Consider the following 18,021-nt stretch of genomic DNA (forward strand, 5'->3'; position numbering starts at 1 on the left):
CCGTTTTCCTCGGATGTCACATTCGAGACCGGAGATACCTGGAGGCACGAAGGCAGGAAATACAGGCTGTTCGGCGTTCAATCCTGCATCCGAGGCACAGCCTATCGCGCACCTGACGGGCAAGAAGATGATTGCGGGCTGCGCTCACTCGCGTCTCTGGCGGCTCTGTTTTCAACCGGCACAGTCGGATGCCAGCCGATCGGAGCAGCAAAAGACGGGGGGACTTTTGTCGTGTGCGCTTCCAAGATCGACGATGCGACGGTCGATGTCGGAACGGCGCTGATATCTGCCGGCGCCGCGTTTACAGCGACGCTACCTTCAGGCGCGCCGGTATCTGCCCCCTACGCGGTGGCAGAGCTGGCAGCAAAGGACAGCCGGAGAGGGCTTTGGGAAGGGTCCTTCGAGCACCCGGCCGATGTGCTTTCAGGCGGGCAATAATCAGAGGTCCGTGAGGTCGACATGAAGGTTTTCTGAAATTGAGACAATCTCCCTTAGCGTTAGGTCTTGCCACTCTCCGGTTTGAAGAAGCTCCAGCCGGTCCTCTCCGACGCCGGTGATCTCAGCAAATTTGTGAGGCTGGGTTCCACTACGTTGAAGTTCTCTCGCGAGGAATCTGACAAGCTGAGGGGCACTCTTAATGGCCATTGGCGGTCATCCTTTCCTTGCAAGGTCATGGCATGTTCGGCGTCTGTAATGGTTTGCGCTGTCCATAAGCGCGATATGGCGGCGGGGTGCGTTTGAGGGTGAGGACAAGGCGGATGCGAATCCGTCACCCCTAATATCGCACAACCTCGACACGAGTGAAAAGCGAAAATCGCGTCAAATGTTTGTTCAACATGAAAACTATAAAAAATCACATGACTCGCTGAGTTTGCGAGCTGCTCATGGAGGCCCCATGCCCGTTTGATAAAAGAGCTTCGGGGAGACGGGTCGTGAAACACAATGGAATGTGCGTACGTGTGTTTTACCCAATGATTTTCCCCGCATCAAAACGGTCTGTGCAAGAAATCCCATACTACGACTACGTGTGTTTCTTGCGAGCATTTTTCACGGATTTTTGAAATCGGAAGAGATCGTGCTTGCGGTATCGCCACTGCTTGTCGGCAATCTTGGCCGATGAATTTCGACGTCAAGCTGAAAAGAAAAAAAGGGCCGACGGAAAAACCGCGGCCCATAAAGTGTGAAGGTCAAAAAACCTCCAGAGGGGAACAGCTGCTGCGGCGGAACTGGGAGGAAGCCGCCAAGTGCATCAGCTGTGTGCACTATGATGCATTTTTCACCGGGGGGAACCTAGTTTTTGTGCAATGCAGCTATGCGGGTAACGCGTTGCCACGGCAGGCGCTTGGAAATATAATTTATCGTTATGATATCTGTGGCGGCCAGGTTGAACTGTCCGCGGTTGTGCAAAGTTGGAATGTCACTTTGGATACGTCTTCAGCCATTTAGACATGCGACACTCGACATCTCCACTGGCGCTGAGGCAAGCCCCCGACCGGGCCGGGTTGCAAGGGAAGGGAGGGGGCGGTAGAAGGGCACCCCTTCGGCTTTAGCTTTCTCAGTTCCAATTATTGCGTTCCTGGTAGATGTTGCAGGCAGCTGAACAGGGCCAGGATCTCGCGATGCTTCCGGAAATCAGGCTGATGGGTGACGTCGATGTCGCCGCGCTGTCGCCGCTGCTTCGCGGCATGGCCATGACTGTCTCCTACGCCGAGACCCAGGGAGGGATCGGTCTTACCACGTCGGGAGCGATGAACCGCAAGTTCGTGCACTGGGCCGCCGTTCATTTCGATTGGCCCGGGTACACGTCCGAAGACCTGTACAGGATGAATAAGGTCCTCAATGAAGCCGACATGCCGCCGCTCTGGGTGGTGCGGGATATGGTCCGACATCTAAAGCTTCTTCGCCGGAAAAAAGACGTCCTGCTGCCCACAAAACGTGGCCAGGATTTTTTGGCGAGACCGCAGGCCTTCTTCGATCTGATCGCGACGGATTACCTTTATGCTTATATCCACCACGGGCAGACGCAGGAGGCTGTCCACAATCGGATGCGTTGGTGGCATGTCTTTCTCAATCTTATCAATATGAAAGCAGAAAGAGGCTGTTCGTTGGACGAACTGGCGAACGAGCTATACCCGAGTGAATCGTACCCGGAGCCAGCAGAAATGACTGTCGAAACCTGGAAGGAAAGGTCGGCGCTCCGCTACGATATCATTCGCCCGCTGTGCTGGCTGGGATTGCTGCACGAAGAGCGCCAGGGACTGACCATTTGGCAGCACGGAACCTACCACAAGACACCCTTGTGGGCTGCCTGTTTAAAGCTGGAATCGGACATGCAGTCCGAGTTTATTCTCCATTGAACTGTGCCGGGTAGGGTTGCCCTTGCTCCAGCGCACTTTGCTGGGAAAGCGCCTGTCGCCGCCGAGCAATGACCGCAGGATCGTTCATGAAATCCTTCCGACGTCCCGGGCCGCGCGCGCGTCGAACGTAGCCGTTCTTCTCGCTGTTCGTCTTCACGGCCGGCTTCGTCTGCTGCTCCTGACGTTCCTTGATGTAGGTCAGGAGTTCACCGAGCCGCTTGTTCTCGGTGATCGCCGCATGCGTCACCCGCTGGTCCTTGTCGAACACCCGGTAGGGTAGGGAATGCCCCTTCCAACGCACATCCAGCCTGCCGTCGGCAAGCGCGTAGGTCTCGACATAGCGACCGACCAGCCCGCGCGTCACCTCGTTCTCTTCCAGCATGATCCGCTGGCGCTCGAACGAAAACGTCAACTGGGCACCGACATAACGCTGCTCACGTTTGCATAGCACGTCGCGCAGCCGATCCGGGGCAAGGTTCAGCGGCCGATGCAGATCATCAGATCTGGCAGGGGTAATGGCAAACTGGCGGTTATAGCGCTCCATGAACCGAGGCAGGAAAGCGTTGCCGTCGTCCATGCCGCAGACGCCCTCCAGGCGCAGATCCTTAATCAACCGGTCCTGTAGCGTCCGGTTCATCCGCTCGACCGGCCCTTGGCTGGCTCGATTTGCGCAAAGAATCTCGATGTTTAACTCGCAAAGTGCCGCCCGAACTGGGTCATGCCCTGGCCGCCCTTGGCATCCTTCTTCGCACCCGGAACACCGAATGCTTGTCGGAATAGAAGGCGACTGGAGCACCATGCGCCTTCAGATAGAGTTCCAGCGCCTCGAAGTAGCTGAACGCACTTTCCGATCGTACAAACCGCAACTGCATCAGCTTGCCGGTCGCATCATCGATGAACACCAGTAATGAACATGGATCACCGCGATCTTCGAACATGGAGTAATCGCGGCGCGACCGTCTCTGGCTTTTTGGCTGGCGAGGGTGGTTGCCCCCGATAGGATGAAAAAACGGGCTCTCGATTGGAACCGGGCCCAAACATCGGATGGAGGCAACCATGAACCAATATATTGGGCTTGATGTTTCATTGAAAGACACCGCAATCTCGATCCGGGAAGACGGGAAGCGGATCTGGCGGGGGAAATGTCCTTCGGATCCCAATCTTCTCGCACAGATGATCCGCAAAAAAGCTCCGCGCGCCCAGCGCGTGGTATTCGAAACGGGACCGCTGTCGACGTGGTTCTATCACGCGCTGACGAGCGAGGGGTTGCCGGCGATCTGCATTGAAGCGCGACACGCGCAAAAGGTACTGAACGAGACGCTCAACAAAACTGATGCCAACGATGCGGATGGTTTAGCGCAACTCGCTGAAGCGGGCTTTTACAAAGCGGTTCGCGTCAAGTCGTTTGACGCTATGATGACCCGCACATTGGTGGCTGCCCGCGAACAACTCCTGAACATCTCGACACAACTTGGCAATCAAATCCGCGGCCTGATGAAGACCTTCGGTCTGATCATCCCGAAAACGAAGGGGCGAGTGTTTGATGGCGATGTGCGGAAGCTTTTGGATGGGAACAACGAGCTTGCGAAGATTATCTTGCCTCTTTTGGAGGCGTGGCACGATATCCGCAAGCGCGCAGCCGATCTTGGTCGCCAGTTGCTGATAGTGGCACGTGAGAGCGAAGCCACGAAGCTGTTGATGACAATCCCGGGCATCGGCGCAGTCACGGCGGTATCCTACGTTACGGCAATTGAAGACCCAGGAAACTTTCGAACGTCGCGGTCGGTTGGCGCCTGGCTTGGGTTGACAACCCGGCGCTACCAATCAGGCGAAGTCGATTGTGACGGCCATATCTCGCGAAGGGGTGACAATCGTTTACGTGGGCTGCTTTATGAAGCGGCGACAGCGCTGCTGACGAGAACCAGTGCCAGGACCGAGAGCAGTCTCAAGAGTTGGGGACTTAAGCTGCGGGAGCGACTTGGCTTCAAGCGGGCCGCTGTGGCCGTCGCCCGGAAACTCGCGGTCATCATGCACAGCATGCTCAAGACGGGAGAAGTGTTCAACGCATCGGCTGGCGCGACCATATAGGAGACGCTCAGCCTTCGTCCCTCAGCGCGCCATGTAACTTTGCGTGCTGAGCGTCCCTGCTGCGGACGTGGGCAGGATCATTCCGCTATCGCTGGCTGCAGCTCGTTGAGACTGCGTTTCGAACATTAGGAAGATCCCACCTGCGAAGACCATTGTGCGGCGACATTTGTCGACCGCGGAGACAACCCTGCTCCCAGCACTGGATAGCTCTGAAGGACATGGCCGGTGAGGGCAGTCCATTCAATCCGTTCCAGCCGTGTTGCCTCTCTCGCAAGCCGGCAAGGGAATTGCGTGCTCAAACCAGCTTGACGGATGGAGTGCGATTAGACAACCAGCGATGCTCGGAACCGTCGATCTGAACCAGCTCGCCGTAGGCCTCGCGCCGCAGCCGCGGCTGATGGAACGTCCGTCGCTGCTTGCGCGACAGCCACAGGCCGGCCTCCGACATCCATTGGCGCAAGGTCTCGCGCGACACCGTCAGACCATCACGCTCCGCAAGCTTCTCGGCCGCCAGCGTCGGACCAAAGTCCGCATAGCGCTCGCGCACGATCGCCATGGCGTAATCGCGTACGCCGTCGCAGATCCGGTTGTTCGATGGCCGGCCGATCGCCTGGTGCCGGATCGACGCCGCACCGCCAGCGCCGATCCGGTCCAACAGACGACGCACCTGGCGGGTACTCAAGCCAAGCACATGCGCCGCCGACACCAGCGTCATCCGCCCGGCAATCACTTTCGACAAGACCTCAATCCGCTGCAGGTCACGCTCGCTCATCGCAATCAATCCCATCCGCAATCTCCCAGGTCATCAAAACCCGGGGAGAGTGACATTCTTACTTTGCAGGATCAGGACACTTCAACTTTGCGGTGGAGAATCTAATCCAAGTGCAACAATGACGTGTGAAGCGTAGAGGGTTAGCCACTTTCGCGCAAATGGGCCATGAAGACTTCGGCGGGCGTGCGGTAACCAAGGCACTTCCTCGGCAGTGAATTGAGATGGTGGGCGAGGGCGACCAGTTGCGGCTGGTTGACGGCAGACAGGTCCGTATCGCTCGGCACAAAGCGACGGATGCGCTTGTTGGTGTTCTCGACCGCGCCTTTCTGCCACGGTGAATTCGGATCGCAAAACCAGCTCCTGGCGCCGAGTCCATCTTCCAAAGCCTTGAAACCGCGAAACTCGGTACCACGGTCGAAGGTGAAGCTCTGCCGGGCAAAGGCGGGTAGCGGTGAGAAGGCATCGATGATCTTGTCGATGAGCGGACGAGAGTGACGGCTGCCATTCTTGATCATCACCGTGTAGCGGCTCTTGCGCTCGACCAGCGAGGTGACATTGGCTTCACCGAGGTCGCGCCGGAAGATCAGCAGATCACCCTCCCAGTGGCCGAACTGAGACCGATCGGCAATGAAATCAGGGCGTTGGCTGATCCTGCAGTCCAACGGGATCGAGCCGTCGCGGGGTTTGCGGGAGCGGCGCGGGCGGCGCTTGCGACGGCCTTCTGGCAGATGCTGATAGAGCTCCAGCGCCTGATCTTCCTTGCCATAGATGAAGCGATAGATCGTCTCGGTGCAGACGCGGACGGCGCTCACGCCATCGGCGAACAGGCGACCGGCGATCTGTTCCGGTGACCACAGCGCCTCCAGCTGCTCGATGACCAGTGCGCGCAATTGCGGGTGCCGCATCAGCTTCCTCAAACGCCGCCGCCGCTCTTTGCGGATGTCGTCGGCAACCGTTGGGAAGTAGCCGCTGTATTCGGGCAGTTCGCGATCGTGGAATGTATTGCGCCTGATCTCGCGATAGATGGTGGAACGGTGACGACCGAGTTGGCGCGCCATTTCATTGATCGGCACCTTGCGTTCGACAAAGTGATAGAGGCGGCGGCGATCCGCCAGATTCAGCTGCGAATAGCTTCGTGACATCCCAAAATCTCCAAGGGGAAACCATTGAAATCATTGGCATGTCGCACTTGAAAATAGAATGTACCCCGCTACAATAACATATCACATAAGACGATTTATGGAACTGAGCACGTGACCACGATCGGTGCGGTGCTGGGTCTGCCCGCTGTGACCGTCCCGACCGTTGTTGGCGATCGCGGGCGACCTACCGGATTGCAGTTGGTCGGCATGCCCGATGGCGATGCACGGATTTGCACAATCGCCGAGAACCTTTCGAAGAGGATCGGGAGACCGGTGCCGGTTTTGTAGCGAACCCTGGATGCGTCATCCGGCGCTATCGAATGTTTGCTTTGACTGCGTCTTTACGAGTGTCGACTGTCATTTTGAGCGGAAATGCACCTCAGAAGTTCATCCACGCCACGGGGCATGATGTCCTGACCCGGCATCAAGCCCAACGCTGTCAGTCCTTTCCCCAGCTGATAGACGAGCGGAAGGCGCAGACCGGTTCGCTCGCCGAAATTTTCCATGCCGAACAGCTTGTCCGGCGTGTCTTCGATCAGGATCTTGCCTTTGGCAAAGACCGCCACCCTGTCAGCCCAGGCATAGGTCATATCCATGTCATGGGTAGCGACTACCACTGCTACTCCTTGCGCCGCTAAGGCATGCAGCGTTTCGGTAAGATCCTCAACACCCGCAGGATCGAGGCCGGCCGTCGGCTCATCAAGAAGGAGAACGGACGGAGACATGGCAAGAACGCCTGCGATTGCCACGCGCTTACGCTGGCCAAAGCTCAGCAGATGTGTGGGGCGATGCGACAGCGGCGCGATCCCGATTGCGTCAAGTGCATCCGACACGCGGACCCGGGCCTCAGCGACGGACAGGCCAAGATTAAGTGGCCCGAAGGAGACGTCCTCGAAGACGGTTGCGGCAAACAATTGGTCATCAGGGTCCTGCAGGACGAGCCCAACCTGGGATCTCAATTCGGTGAGAGCCTTTCGGCTGTAGGCAACGGGTCCGCCATTCAGCAGGACTTTCCCCGCAGATGGCCTGAGTGAACCGTTGAGCAGGGACAGCAAGGTCGATTTTCCGGCGCCATTGGCGCCCAGAATTGCAAGCTTCTCGTGGCCCCGGATGGCCAGCGACGCGCGATCTAGAGCAAGCGTGCCATCTTCGTATCTGTATTCTAAGTCACGGGCTTCAAGGATCATCCAAGGCACCAGGTCAAGACAAAGACTCCAGCCAGAACGCCGCCGATCACCAGCAGCCGAGCGCCCGAAGCCGGTCTTTCTACCGAAATAAAATTCAGACGACCGGTGTAGCCTCTTGCTGCAAGTCCGGTTTCCATCCGCCGGGCACGGTCGAGCACGCGAGGTAGAAGAGATGCGAGCAGAAGACCGTTATATCCGAAATCTCGGCGTTGAGACCCATACGCTGCAACAGCTGAAGAATGCTCGACAGCGGCGTCGTCAAGGCCAGGAAGAGCAATGCGGAAACGCAAGTACCGCTTCTCAAGGCCACAAAGCAGGCCTTATCGATCCCCTCAACCGAGACCAGCGAAAACGTCGGCACATATCCGACCACGGTGACAGAGACGAGCTGCGCCAGCGTGCCCGTTGCAATGAACAGAAACGGAACACGTGCCGCGCGCAGGATGTCGACCCACGCTATACCAGCGCCGATGTTCATCAGAACGAGCATGGCAATAAGGATTACGACTTGTCCCGCCCATCCCGCCGAAATGAGCGACACTGCCATTACGCCGACGGCGAACAGGAGTTTTTCACCGGCGGCGTAGTGTCGCCACCGGTTTGTCTGGGCACAGCGATCGATGGCGCGCATCAGCTACTGGTTATCCGGGCGTTTCGCAGGTGACATCCTGCGCCCGAAGTAAAATCCCACAAGTCCGGCACCCAGCGCCGCCTGAAGAGCAAACAGCAGGCTTTCGATCTCGCCGCTCGGCGGCTCCCAGAGCGGCGAGGCCCAAGGCTTGTAGTCCGGCTGAATTTCGGTAATCGCGGCTTCGGCCTCACCATCGGCACCACCGAATTCGGCGTCTCCGCCGTGGTGAATGACGAGCGGCAGGATCGCCAGGGCAATGACGGCGAGCAGCATCCAAAGGTTACGTTTCAGCATGATCAGGCCTTCGCGGAAAAGATATTGAGAGCGTTGAGTTCACCGCGGCTATAGCGCTGCAAGAGGTTGAACACGATCACGGTCAAGAGACCCTCGCTGATGGCAAGCGGCACCCGCGTAACCGCAAAAATTCCGAGGAATTTGGCAGCAGCACCCGTCATTCCGGAAACCGGATCTGGGAAGGCCAACGCCAATTGCAGGGAGGTCGTGACGTAGGTGGCCAGATCGCCGAGCGTTGCTGCAACAAAGATCGCTACCGCACCGCTGAACCCGGCCCCTGTTATACCCTTGAACAGTCCGTAGGCGACGAAGGGACCGACGATGGCCATCGAGAAGATATTGGCTCCCAGCGTCGTCAGTCCGCCATGCGCCAGCAATAGCGCCTGAAACAACAGCACGATCGCGCCGAGCACGGTCGTCACCGTCGGCCCGAAAAGCGACGCTGCCAGACCAGTCCCGGTCGGATGCGAGCAGCTTCCGGTCACGGAGGGAATTTTCAACGCTGAGAGAACGAACACGTAGGCGCCAGAGGCTGCCATCAGCAGCTTGACCTCGGGCTTTTCCCTGACAAGCGTTACAATGCGCCTGGCCCCGTAAATAACGAAGGGCGCTGAAACCACACCCCAGCCAACCGCATGTGCGGCCGGCAGATAGCCTTCCATGATATGCATACTACACCCTCTACCACGCCCGCCGCGTGGCCCGAACAAAGTCGCCACGGATGTCGTGGCCCAGCGATGGCAGGTCTCCTGGCTCACGGGTCTTGGCTCGGTCCGCCTTATCAGCCAATTACTTGGCCAATGGCATGTTGGACGTCGCTCACCGCTTACAGTTGCGGGGGCAGCCTCGGTTTCGGCCCCTGATGGGTAGTCCTCACCGTGTTCCCTTTTCATCCGCCATCCCTTGGTCAGGCGGAACCATCTGAAAGTATCACTATGCCTGGGGCGTATAAAACACAACGCCGAAATGGCGATCACCAAGGCATAGGAAAGGCAACGCTCGCTGGCTGAGGACCAGGCACTCCCAGTCTTTTATCAGCGACGGACAGTGTTTCTGGCCTCCACTATGGTTTCAGATTGATAGTCCCTTCAAGCCTTGTCAGTTCGAAGTCGCTGATCAGAATATCGAGCCGTACCTTCCATTGCCCAGGGACCGGCAGAACCAGATCGCTAACGCGCCATGTTCCGTCGCCGGGCTTTACAGCCTTGCGCCGGATCGGCTCGATACCGGCGGCCGGCTGAGAAAAGACAAAGGTGACTTCCTTCGCGTCGAGTGGACCGAAATCTCCTGTCATGATCATGGCTGACACTGTGACGGGCCCGGCACGACCCGGCGTGACGGTCAACTCCGCCATTGCTTTCGAGGCATGGATATGAACGGAGGCCGGTTGCACAGCAGCGATGGCAAGCGCTCTGGGGGGCGGAGTGAAGCGCCAGGTCGCCGCAACGCCCAGCACCAGGAGCACAAGAAGTGTTTCTGCTGCGATCGTTCTGACCAGGTACCGCGTGTTATCTTGATCACCAGCCACGGCTCGTTGCGTCAAACGCCAGCGATTTATTGCCGCGAGCAGGAACAGGATTGCGATAAGAACAAGTTTGGCGACAAGGAGGTTCCCGTATGCGGTATGCAGAAGCGCCGATGGATGCCTTACTTGAACGATAGCGAGAACCGTGCCCGCTGCGACCAGAACCACCACGACAACAGGAATGAAGCGTGAGAATCGGATAAGCGCTGGGGCCGCCGTCGCCGTATCGATGCGAAATACCTGTCCGAGCGGCACTAGCGCGCCGATCCAGATCGCGATTGATGCCGCGTGCAGAAACACCGATGGCCGCATCAGCCATTGCGGCTCAGCCGCACTGGCGTGACCGCTGAGTGCGAGCGACAGCGATCGCCGAGCAGCGCCGTTGTGGAAACCAGGCTTGAAACGCGTGCGTTGGAGGACAAAAATGCGAGACCAGACAAGACGAGCGCGCCCGCCATCACCGACACAGTGCTGCCGAAACTCGTCCCGAACCCTGCCTTCCAGACTTGCGGGTCGGCGATCTGCGCGAGCGCACCCCCAAGAGCATCGAGACCTTGAAAACGCGCCGATGCGAGGACGCTGACCAGCCCAAGGACGATCATGAAGCCGATAAACCCGCGCGCCGCGGACCTATCGCGTATGAAGAAGTTCAGAGCGAAAACACCGCCGGCTCCAAAGAAGAAGCCGGCATAAAGCCCCAGCTTTGCCAGCCAGAGGGCGCCACGAACCTGCAGATCGACGGCATCCACCACCACCGGCGGCGCGCTGCTCGGTGCGCCAATCGAAAACACGATTGAGCCGGAGACCGGATGACCGTCTTCGGAAACCACGCGCCAAGACAAAACATACGTGCCGGAGCCAAGTCCGGCTGGAGGCTTGATTTCGAGCGTCTTGTCTCGAAGAACGAAGTCTGGAAGCGCAACCGAACGACCGTCAGGTTTTACCAATGAGAGGACAAGGGGTGACACCGGCTCGCTGAAAGACAGCGAAAAGTTTTCCGGTACAGCTTGCAGAACCGTCCCGTCCTGCGGCACTGCGCCTGTCAGCGAAGCATGCGCCATGACGGCTGTCGCGAGACAAAACCAGGCACACAATGTTAAAAGCGTGTTCCGGCAGAGGGCTCTGAAACGCCCCTGGGAGTTGAACGAGAGAGGTGAAGGATCCCGAACGAGCACCCCGTGGAGTATTGAGAGAAGAATTATAGAGAAAAGGGACCGAAAGAAAGCGATGTCCACCGCCGATATCTCGGATCCAATCCATCGTAGCGGAAGAATTGAAAGCGAGTGGAGAGCGGTTGAGATGAAGGCAAGTACGATACCGAGGGAATAAGAGTTCATCGCTGGTCCCTCAGCAGCACGTTCAGCGTTAGGGATTCTGCTGCCCATTTCATAGGTGCGACCCCTTAGATTCCTGCTGTGATGCCACCATCGACATACAGCAGCTGCCCCGTAGTGAAGCGAGCGAGGGGCGATACGAAAAATAGTACAGCACCGGCGACATCACCTGGCGTGGCAAGTCTTCCAAAGGGAATATTTGTGACTGCGCTTTGGAGAGCGGCCAAATCCCGAAGTAGGTGATCATTTTTGCAGGTTCGCACCGCGCCTGGAGCAACGCCGTTGACTGTGATGCTGTGTGGGGCAAGTTCTGTCGCCTGTTGTTTCATAAGGATGGCCAGCCCCCCCTTTGCGGCGCACATTGAGCTGTATCCGCGATCGCGGAAGCCAAGCGACGACCGTACCGACAGGAGGTGAACTTGACTGCCTCCGTTCCCCGCAGCGACCTGGTGCCGCGCAACGGCCTGGGAGAGGAACATCCCGACGCGAAGGGTCTTCGCATAAACCTCATCGAAGGCGTCTTCGGTGACCTCGAGGAAGGGCTGTTCCTTGTGAAAGCCGACACAGTTCACGAGGATATCGATCGTCCCATGCTCCTTGACGAGTACGTCTGTTAGCTCCCGAACCGCCTCGACGTTACAGGCATCGACTTCGGCACCCGCCGCTTTCCATCCCCGCGCGTGCAACTCCTTGGCTAGTCCTCGCGAACGTTCGCCGTTGCGCCCTGCGACAATGCAGGTCGCACCCGCGGCAGCCAGCATTTCCGAGATCGTTATCCCGATCGCTCCGTACCCGCCAACCACCAGGGCAACTTTCCCTGTCAGCCGCGTTGGATTTGTCAGAACCTCGTTTAGCATTCTCTGCCCTCTGATATGACACCATCGCCCGCCGGGACGGCTCCGAACTGATTGATGGCAATGCGCGTAGCTCTCCAGGTGCCCGGCCCGTACTGCCCTTTGAAAACCGGCCCCATATGCTCGGGGGCAGCGCCCCCGAACACGGCGGTTCCGACAATTGACCCGTCGCTCCCGACCTTCCCCTTGAATCGATAGAACAAATGGATGGGGGTTGCTTCGTGCTCGGCCTCGAGCTCGATCTGTGAACCCAGGATCTTGCCGACGACCCGGCCATGGCTTGTTGCGGTCTGATGAATGCCCGTGACGTCCGTGCCATGCTGACGGAGTTCGATGCGGTGCTCACTCGCCCCGTGAAGAAAGGAAACTTCGACCTGCCAGCGCCCGGTGACGTCCGCCTCCACCGGGGGGACCTGCGCCGACGTGGCGAACTCCTGTGACCTGACGAAGATGGCGGAAAGGGCGCGTCCGACCGTGTCGGCTTCATCGTCTGACAGATTTATGGGATCCAGGATGATCGATGTCGGTGTCGACCAGAAATCGTGGATGAGAATCCGCGGACGTTGCCGCAGCAGCGCCATCCGCAGACCTTCCGCATCCAGGGGAATATCGCTCTTATCCCAGCTCACCTTTAGCCGGATGGCGGTAACGGATCCGGCCCATGACAGGACGTTCGTTTCCACACCCGCGATGTCGTGGAGGCGGACGGCGATATTCTGCAGCCGAGGGCGCCAGCCGTCGCGTTCCTTTTCAGCCGCCGCCGAGTTGATCCAGCGGTCCAGGGCGACGACGGCCCCAATGGCCTCTTCCTTTCCCACTTTCATGCTGCGGCCGAAGGCCTGATGAGGAGCGCTGTTCCACCACATCGCTTCACAAAGCTTCCTTCGACCGAGCACGATGGCGGTGGATTGCGGCCCGCGGAGGTATTTCCCGCCCGCATAGACGACGAGGTCCGCGCCCCGACCAATCCATCGATCCGGATTGGCCGGAGACAACCCGGCCGCGTTGATCAGAACCGGGACACCGGCCGCATGTGCCGACGCTAGGAGCGTGTCCAACGGGAGGGAAGACGAACCTTCATTCCGGCCTAACAGGCAGACCATCGCAACTTCGCCGGTCCCAAGGGCTGAAGACAATTCGTCGGGCGTCTGGACGCTGACGATTTGGGCTCCGGCTAAACGGATCGCCTGTTCGTAGGCGAAACGATGATCCTCCGGAATGATGACCTTGTTCGCCATTCCGGACGTGTCAGGCAGGCGCAACATCGCTTCGGGATCGTTGCCGGCGATGCAGGCGGCTGTCGCGAGCGCCAGACTTGCGGCTGTTCCTGCGGTAACGAGGCCCCATTCCGCGCCCGTCAACATGGCGAGCCGGTGGCCTAGCAGGCCGTTGAAGAAGTCAGTCGCGTTCGCAGACGAAGCCTGAATCGTCTCCGTTGTGGACGTAGAAGTGCCCGACAAGTCGTCCGGCGGAGCGGAGAGCTGCCCATCCGCGACCACAGACCGGGTCGCTCTCGTCTTGTCCCTCCCATGAGAACTCCGCACAGGCTGATCCGTCGCGTGCGCCGTAGCGGACATCGAGAAAGCCCTTGAGCGCGACGAACGCGATTTCGCCGTCGGCCGTGCCCTGGAATGTCAGATGCGCCTCTTCGACGAGATCGAGGACGTCGTTGTCCCAGTTGTCCATCTCGACGATGCGCCAACGACCGGCGAAGGCCTTGGCGAAGGGAGAAACTCTCGCCATCAGCCTGTCTCCGTCATGAGCTTCGGCAGCCGCACCAGATCATAGGCGGCGGCCGCGAAGGTGAAGGCCCATCCGACGCGGTCGCGTCCACGGAACTTCGTCTTACCCTGCCCGGCGACGGTTTTGATCCAGCCGAACGCCTCCTCGATGCGCTTGCGGATGCGCAAGCTGACCCGATAGCCGGAATGGCGCGTCGTGCGTCCATCAATGGCCGAGCGGCGACCATTGATGTTTTGCGCCACATGGGGCGTGACCTTCATCGACCGCAGATCTTTTACGAAGTCCTTTGTGTCATAGGCCTTGTCGGCACCCAGCGTGATCGCTTGTGTCTGCTCAGTGAAGGGCCCGATCATGTGCAACGCCGCGACCCGTTCGGCATACCCGCTGGCCTCTGTCAGATAGGCATCGACCAGCAGGCCATGGCGATTTTCCATCAGCCCATGCCCCATGAAGCACAGCTTGGCCTCCTTGCCTTTTCCCTTCCTATAAAGCTTCGCATCCGGGTCGGTCGTTGAAGCATGCGTCTCGTTGGAGCGTCTCTCGCCATGGAAGTCTGCTTCCTTATTCCGACCGCCCGCATCCGACAGTGGTTCGCCATGATCGCCCCTGGGGCCGTCCTTCGGCTTGAAGCTCTTGATCGACGCCCAAGCTTCGATCAGCGTGCCATCGACAGAGAAGTGGTCCGTTGACAGCAACCGCTTTACTTTGGGCTGCGAAAGGATTGCGACCAGGAACTTCGCGGCGATGTCGCCTTCCAGCAACCGGTCGCGGTTCTTCGAAAACACCGAATGGTCCCAAGCTGGATCGTCAATGCCAAGGCCAACGAACCAGCGGAACAGAAGGTCGTATTCCAGCCGCTCCATCAAAAGCCGCTCAGAGCGGATCGAATAGAAGGCTTGCAAAAGCATGGCGCGCAGAAGCTTCTCAGGCGCGATCGACGGCCGCCCGATCGGTGAATAAAGTGCTGCCAAATCTCGTTCCAGTGAAACGAGCGCTTCGTTCACGATCTGCCGGATAGCCCGTAGAGGATGATCTTTTCGAACACGATCCTCCAGATCAACATAGCTGAAGAGTTCGCCTGTCCTCACATCGCCGCCGCGCATCCATCAGCTCCAAATCGCAATAAAGCGAGTGAATCACGACCAGAGCCTATGCGCCAGGGCCTTTTTCAACAGCCTGCTAGGGCTTCAGCCAATTCATCGAGATCGACAAAAGCCTCCGCGGCCGCATTCATCGCCTCGATCACTTCCGGGGCGGGATTGCTCGCTCCATAATTGGTTCGGACGCCCGCGCAATTGATGATCGGCTCGACGCCGAACGAGCGATAGATATCTCCCCGGCCTCGGCGCGGCGTCGGATTGGTTCTGAAATATTGCGTGATGTTGCTGTTCTGCGATGGTCATCACGACAGCCCCCTTTGGGCAAGCACGGCCGAGGCCCCCACGGCAAAGACGGTGATCGCGAGATACATCGCATTATTCGGCGACGGCACCCGCACGGATGCAACATGGGCGACGGCAAGCGCCGCGAACATGAGGTTCACCATCGGCAGGAACGCCTCGGCTGGCACGAGGGGCTGTATGAGGATGAGGGCCGTCATCAGCGGGATGTCGTAGGAGAGTGGGACACCAAGAAACTGAGAGCGGCAGTGCAAAAACCGGCCACGGTAGCGGCGGAATAGTCTTGCCGCGGGCGGAGTAAAATCCGGCCACCTATTTCCTTTCTGCAATGAACGCAGGAGGGACAGGGGATCTACACCGTGGAACTTTATCTGAAGGTGCGGCTGGCTGTTTCGGAAGGGATGAGCCGGCGTCTGGCAGCAAAGCATTTCAACATATCGCGCGACAGCGTTGCCAGGATGGTGTCGTATTCGACCCCACCCGGCTATCAGCGGCGATCACCGATCCTTCGGCCGAAGCTGGATGCGTTTGTTTCGACGATCGAGTATTGGCTGGAGGAAGACCTCAAGGTGCCGCGCAAGCAGCGCCATACGGCCAAGCGGGTGTTCGACCGCCTGCGCGACGAATGCGGGTTCACCGGCGGCTATACGATCATCAAGGATTACATGCGCGAGCGGGATCAGCGCCGGCAGGAAGTGTTCGTGCCGCTGTCGCATCCGCCCGGCCATGCGCAGGCCGACTTCGGCGAGGCGATGGTGATGATCGGCGGCGTCGAGCAGAAGGCGCGTTTCTTCGTGCTCGATCTTCCGCACAGCGACGGCTGCTATGTGCGGGCCTATCCGGCTGCAGTGGCTGAGGCCTGGGTCGACGGCCACATCCATGCGTTCTCATTCTTCGGGGCCGTGCCGCAGTCGATCGTCTATGACAACGATCGTTGCCTTGTCGCCAAGATCCTGCCAGACGGCACGCGCAAGCGAGCGGCGCTGTTCAGCGGCTTCCTGTCCCATTACCTGATCCGGGATCGCTATGGTCGTCCTGGGAAAGGCAACGACAAGGGGAACGTCGAGGGTCTCGTCGGATATGCCCGGCGCAACTTCATGGTGCCGATCCCGCAGTTTCCGACATGGGATGCGTTCAACGTCTGGCTGGAAGAGCAATGCCGAAAGCGCCAGCGCGACAGATTGCGGGGTGAGAGCGAGACGATCGGCGAACGGCTGCAGCGGGATCTGGCGGCTATGCGTCCATTGCCAGCATCACCCTTCGATGCCTGCGATCAGGCCAGCGCCAAGGTCACGGCCCAGTCTCTCGTACGCTACAAGACCAATGATTATTCCGTGCCGGTCGCCTACGGTCATCAGGATGTCTGGATCCGGGGCTATGTCGATGAGGTGGTCATCGGCTGCCGTGGCGAGATCATTGCTCGCCATCCGCGGAACTGGGAGCGGGAAGACGTCGTCTTCGACCCTATCCATTATCTGCCGCTGATCGAGCAGAAGATCAATGCGCTGGATCAGGCCGCTCCTCTGCAGGGCTGGGATCTGCCGGACGAGTTCGCCACGTTGCGCCGGCTGATGGAAGGCCGCATGGCCAAGCATGGTCGGCGGGAATACGTGCAGGTTCTGCGACTGCTGGAAAGTTTCGAGCTCGCCGATCTGCATGCGGCGGTGAAGCAGGCGATCCAGCTCGGCGCAATCGGCTTCGATGCGGTCAAGCATCTGATCCTGTGCCGGGTAGAACGCCGGCCGCCACGGCTGGACCTGTCGATCTATCCCTACCTGCCGAGGGCAACGGTCGAGAAGACGTCGGCAAAGGCGTACATGCGCCTCTTGTCATCTGATGCGGGAGAAGCCGCATGAGCACCGAAGTACCAGAGATCCTTCTCGCCCATTATCTCAAGACCCTGAAGCTGCCGACCTTCCAGCGCGAGTACCAGAAGCTGGCCCAGCTATGCGCCACCGAAGGCGTCGATCATGTCGGATATCTGTTCCGACTTGGTGAGCGGGAGGTGATCGAACGCGATCGCCGAAAGGTCGATCGCCGGATCAAGGCGGCCAAATTCCCGGTCGTCAAAAGCCTCGACAGTTTCGACTTCGCCGCTATCCCGAAGCTCAACAAGATGCAGGTGCTGGAGTTGGCCCGATGCGAGTGGATCGAGCGACGCGAGAACGTCATTGCTCTCGGTCCCAGCGGCACGGGCAAGACGCATGTAGCGCTCGGCCTCGGTCTGGCCGCCTGCCAGAAGGGTCTGTCCGTCGGCTTCACCACGGCGGCTGCCCTGGTCAGCGAGATGATGGAGGCGCGTGACGAGCGGCGTGTTCCAGAAGCAGATGGCAGCCTACAAGCTCCTGATCATCGACGAGCTGGGCTTTGTGCCGCTGTCAAAGACCGGCGCGGAATTACTGTTCGAACTGATCTCGCAACGCTACGAGCGGGGTGCCACCCTGATCACCAGTAATCTGCCTTTCGACGAATGGACGGAAACTCTGGGATCCGAGCGCCTGACCGGCGCGCTGCTCGATCGCATCACCCACCACGTCAACATCCTCGAGATGAACGGCGACAGCTATCGTCTCGCTCAAAGCCGCGCCCGCAAGGCTGGCTGAAACCCCTCTCCAGAAAGCGCCGCGCGCGCATGAGACCCCCGCTCGGGCTACGCCCTCCCGGGGGTCTCATGTGCGCGCCACAGTGGCCGAC

General features: G+C 59.1%; 16 protein-coding genes, 4 pseudogenes and 1 riboswitch. Of the genes and pseudogenes, 6 read left to right on the plus strand and 14 right to left on the minus strand.

Annotated elements, in window-relative coordinates; genetic code table 11:
- Positions 1–231: 231 nt before the first annotated feature.
- The 3 genes from J3R84_RS28690 (at position 232) to J3R84_RS28700 (ending at position 2,357) form a co-directional block, all read left to right on the plus strand.
- On the plus strand, positions 232–438 hold the full coding sequence (locus J3R84_RS28690) for a hypothetical protein (RefSeq protein WP_203529951.1): 207 nt from the start codon (positions 232–234) through the stop codon (positions 436–438).
- Between the two features lie 678 nt (positions 439–1,116).
- Positions 1,117–1,446: a hypothetical protein gene (locus J3R84_RS28695; protein ID WP_203529952.1), complete on the plus strand. Its 330-nt coding sequence runs from the start codon at positions 1,117–1,119 to the stop codon at positions 1,444–1,446.
- 173 nt (positions 1,447–1,619) lie between these two features.
- The gene (locus J3R84_RS28700) at positions 1,620–2,357 is read left to right on the plus strand and encodes a hypothetical protein (RefSeq protein WP_203530195.1); all 738 of its coding nucleotides are present in this window, start codon (positions 1,620–1,622) and stop codon (positions 2,355–2,357) included.
- Here J3R84_RS28700 and J3R84_RS28705 read toward each other — a convergent pair.
- Positions 2,344–3,304: pseudogene (locus J3R84_RS28705) on the minus strand (ISNCY family transposase); the annotation flags it as partial. The gene J3R84_RS28700 and the pseudogene J3R84_RS28705 overlap by 14 nt on opposite strands.
- A gap of 109 nt (positions 3,305–3,413) precedes the next feature.
- Here J3R84_RS28705 and J3R84_RS28710 point away from each other — a divergent pair.
- A complete protein-coding gene (locus tag J3R84_RS28710; protein WP_113569836.1) occupies positions 3,414–4,445 on the plus strand; it encodes an IS110 family RNA-guided transposase in 1,032 nt (343 codons plus the stop codon).
- Between the two features lie 298 nt (positions 4,446–4,743).
- Here J3R84_RS28710 and J3R84_RS28715 read toward each other — a convergent pair.
- The 13 genes and pseudogenes from J3R84_RS28715 to J3R84_RS28775 form a co-directional block, all read right to left on the minus strand.
- Positions 4,744–5,232: pseudogene (locus tag J3R84_RS28715) on the minus strand (helix-turn-helix domain-containing protein); the annotation flags it as partial.
- 125 nt (positions 5,233–5,357) lie between these two features.
- Positions 5,358–6,359, minus strand: coding sequence for an IS30 family transposase (locus tag J3R84_RS28720; RefSeq protein ID WP_025428792.1), 1,002 nt, complete (start codon positions 6,357–6,359; stop codon positions 5,358–5,360).
- 341 nt (positions 6,360–6,700) lie between these two features.
- Positions 6,701–7,546, minus strand: coding sequence for an energy-coupling factor ABC transporter ATP-binding protein (locus tag J3R84_RS28725; RefSeq protein ID WP_203530142.1), 846 nt, complete (start codon positions 7,544–7,546; stop codon positions 6,701–6,703).
- A pseudogene (locus tag J3R84_RS28730) lies at positions 7,543–8,177 on the minus strand (energy-coupling factor transporter transmembrane component T family protein). Before J3R84_RS28730 ends, J3R84_RS28725 begins: the two are co-directional and overlap by 4 nt.
- 3 nt (positions 8,178–8,180) lie before the next feature.
- Positions 8,181–8,471 carry an energy-coupling factor ABC transporter substrate-binding protein gene (locus J3R84_RS28735; RefSeq protein WP_203530140.1) on the minus strand — a complete coding sequence of 97 codons (291 nt, stop codon included), beginning with the start codon at positions 8,469–8,471 and terminating at the stop codon, positions 8,181–8,183.
- A 2-nt stretch (positions 8,472–8,473) separates the two neighbouring features.
- Complete coding sequence (locus J3R84_RS28740) at positions 8,474–9,142, minus strand: energy-coupling factor ABC transporter permease (protein WP_203530139.1); 669 nt, start codon at positions 9,140–9,142, stop codon at positions 8,474–8,476.
- A gap of 51 nt (positions 9,143–9,193) precedes the next feature.
- Positions 9,194–9,408: riboswitch (cobalamin riboswitch) on the minus strand.
- Between the two features lie 126 nt (positions 9,409–9,534).
- Positions 9,535–10,296, minus strand: a complete 762-nt coding sequence (locus tag J3R84_RS28745; RefSeq protein WP_203530138.1) for a copper resistance D family protein — start codon at positions 10,294–10,296, stop codon at positions 9,535–9,537.
- 11 nt (positions 10,297–10,307) lie between these two features.
- The gene (locus J3R84_RS28750; protein WP_203530137.1) at positions 10,308–11,231 is read right to left on the minus strand and encodes a copper resistance CopC family protein; all 924 of its coding nucleotides are present in this window, start codon (positions 11,229–11,231) and stop codon (positions 10,308–10,310) included.
- A gap of 167 nt (positions 11,232–11,398) precedes the next feature.
- Entirely contained in the window at positions 11,399–12,187 is a 789-nt protein-coding gene (locus J3R84_RS28755; RefSeq protein WP_203530136.1) for an SDR family NAD(P)-dependent oxidoreductase, read from the minus strand.
- Positions 12,181–13,548 (minus strand): hypothetical protein, encoded by a 1,368-nt coding sequence (locus J3R84_RS28760; RefSeq protein WP_207932883.1) that lies wholly within the window; start codon positions 13,546–13,548, stop codon positions 12,181–12,183. Before J3R84_RS28760 ends, J3R84_RS28755 begins: the two co-directional genes overlap by 7 nt.
- A gap of 34 nt (positions 13,549–13,582) precedes the next feature.
- Positions 13,583–13,927, minus strand: a complete 345-nt coding sequence (locus J3R84_RS28765; RefSeq protein WP_203530188.1) for a hypothetical protein — start codon at positions 13,925–13,927, stop codon at positions 13,583–13,585.
- Entirely contained in the window at positions 13,927–15,030 is a 1,104-nt protein-coding gene (locus J3R84_RS28770; protein WP_203530187.1) for an IS5 family transposase, read from the minus strand. Before J3R84_RS28770 ends, J3R84_RS28765 begins: the two co-directional genes overlap by 1 nt.
- A 299-nt stretch (positions 15,031–15,329) precedes the next feature.
- Positions 15,330–15,527, minus strand: coding sequence for a hypothetical protein (locus J3R84_RS28775; RefSeq protein ID WP_207932882.1), 198 nt, complete (start codon positions 15,525–15,527; stop codon positions 15,330–15,332).
- Between the two features lie 159 nt (positions 15,528–15,686).
- On the opposite strand from J3R84_RS28775, the gene istA reads away from it, so the two are divergent.
- Positions 15,687–17,183 (plus strand): IS21 family transposase, encoded by a 1,497-nt coding sequence (gene istA / locus J3R84_RS28780; protein WP_203530133.1) that lies wholly within the window; start codon positions 15,687–15,689, stop codon positions 17,181–17,183.
- Positions 17,180–17,930, plus strand: a pseudogene (istB, locus tag J3R84_RS28785) (IS21-like element helper ATPase IstB). The gene istA and the pseudogene istB overlap by 4 nt, the downstream one beginning before the upstream one ends.
- Positions 17,931–18,021: the final 91 nt, after the last annotated feature.

It is taken from the genome of Ensifer canadensis (assembly GCF_017488845.2).
Lineage (GTDB): Bacteria > Pseudomonadota > Alphaproteobacteria > Rhizobiales > Rhizobiaceae > Ensifer > Ensifer canadensis.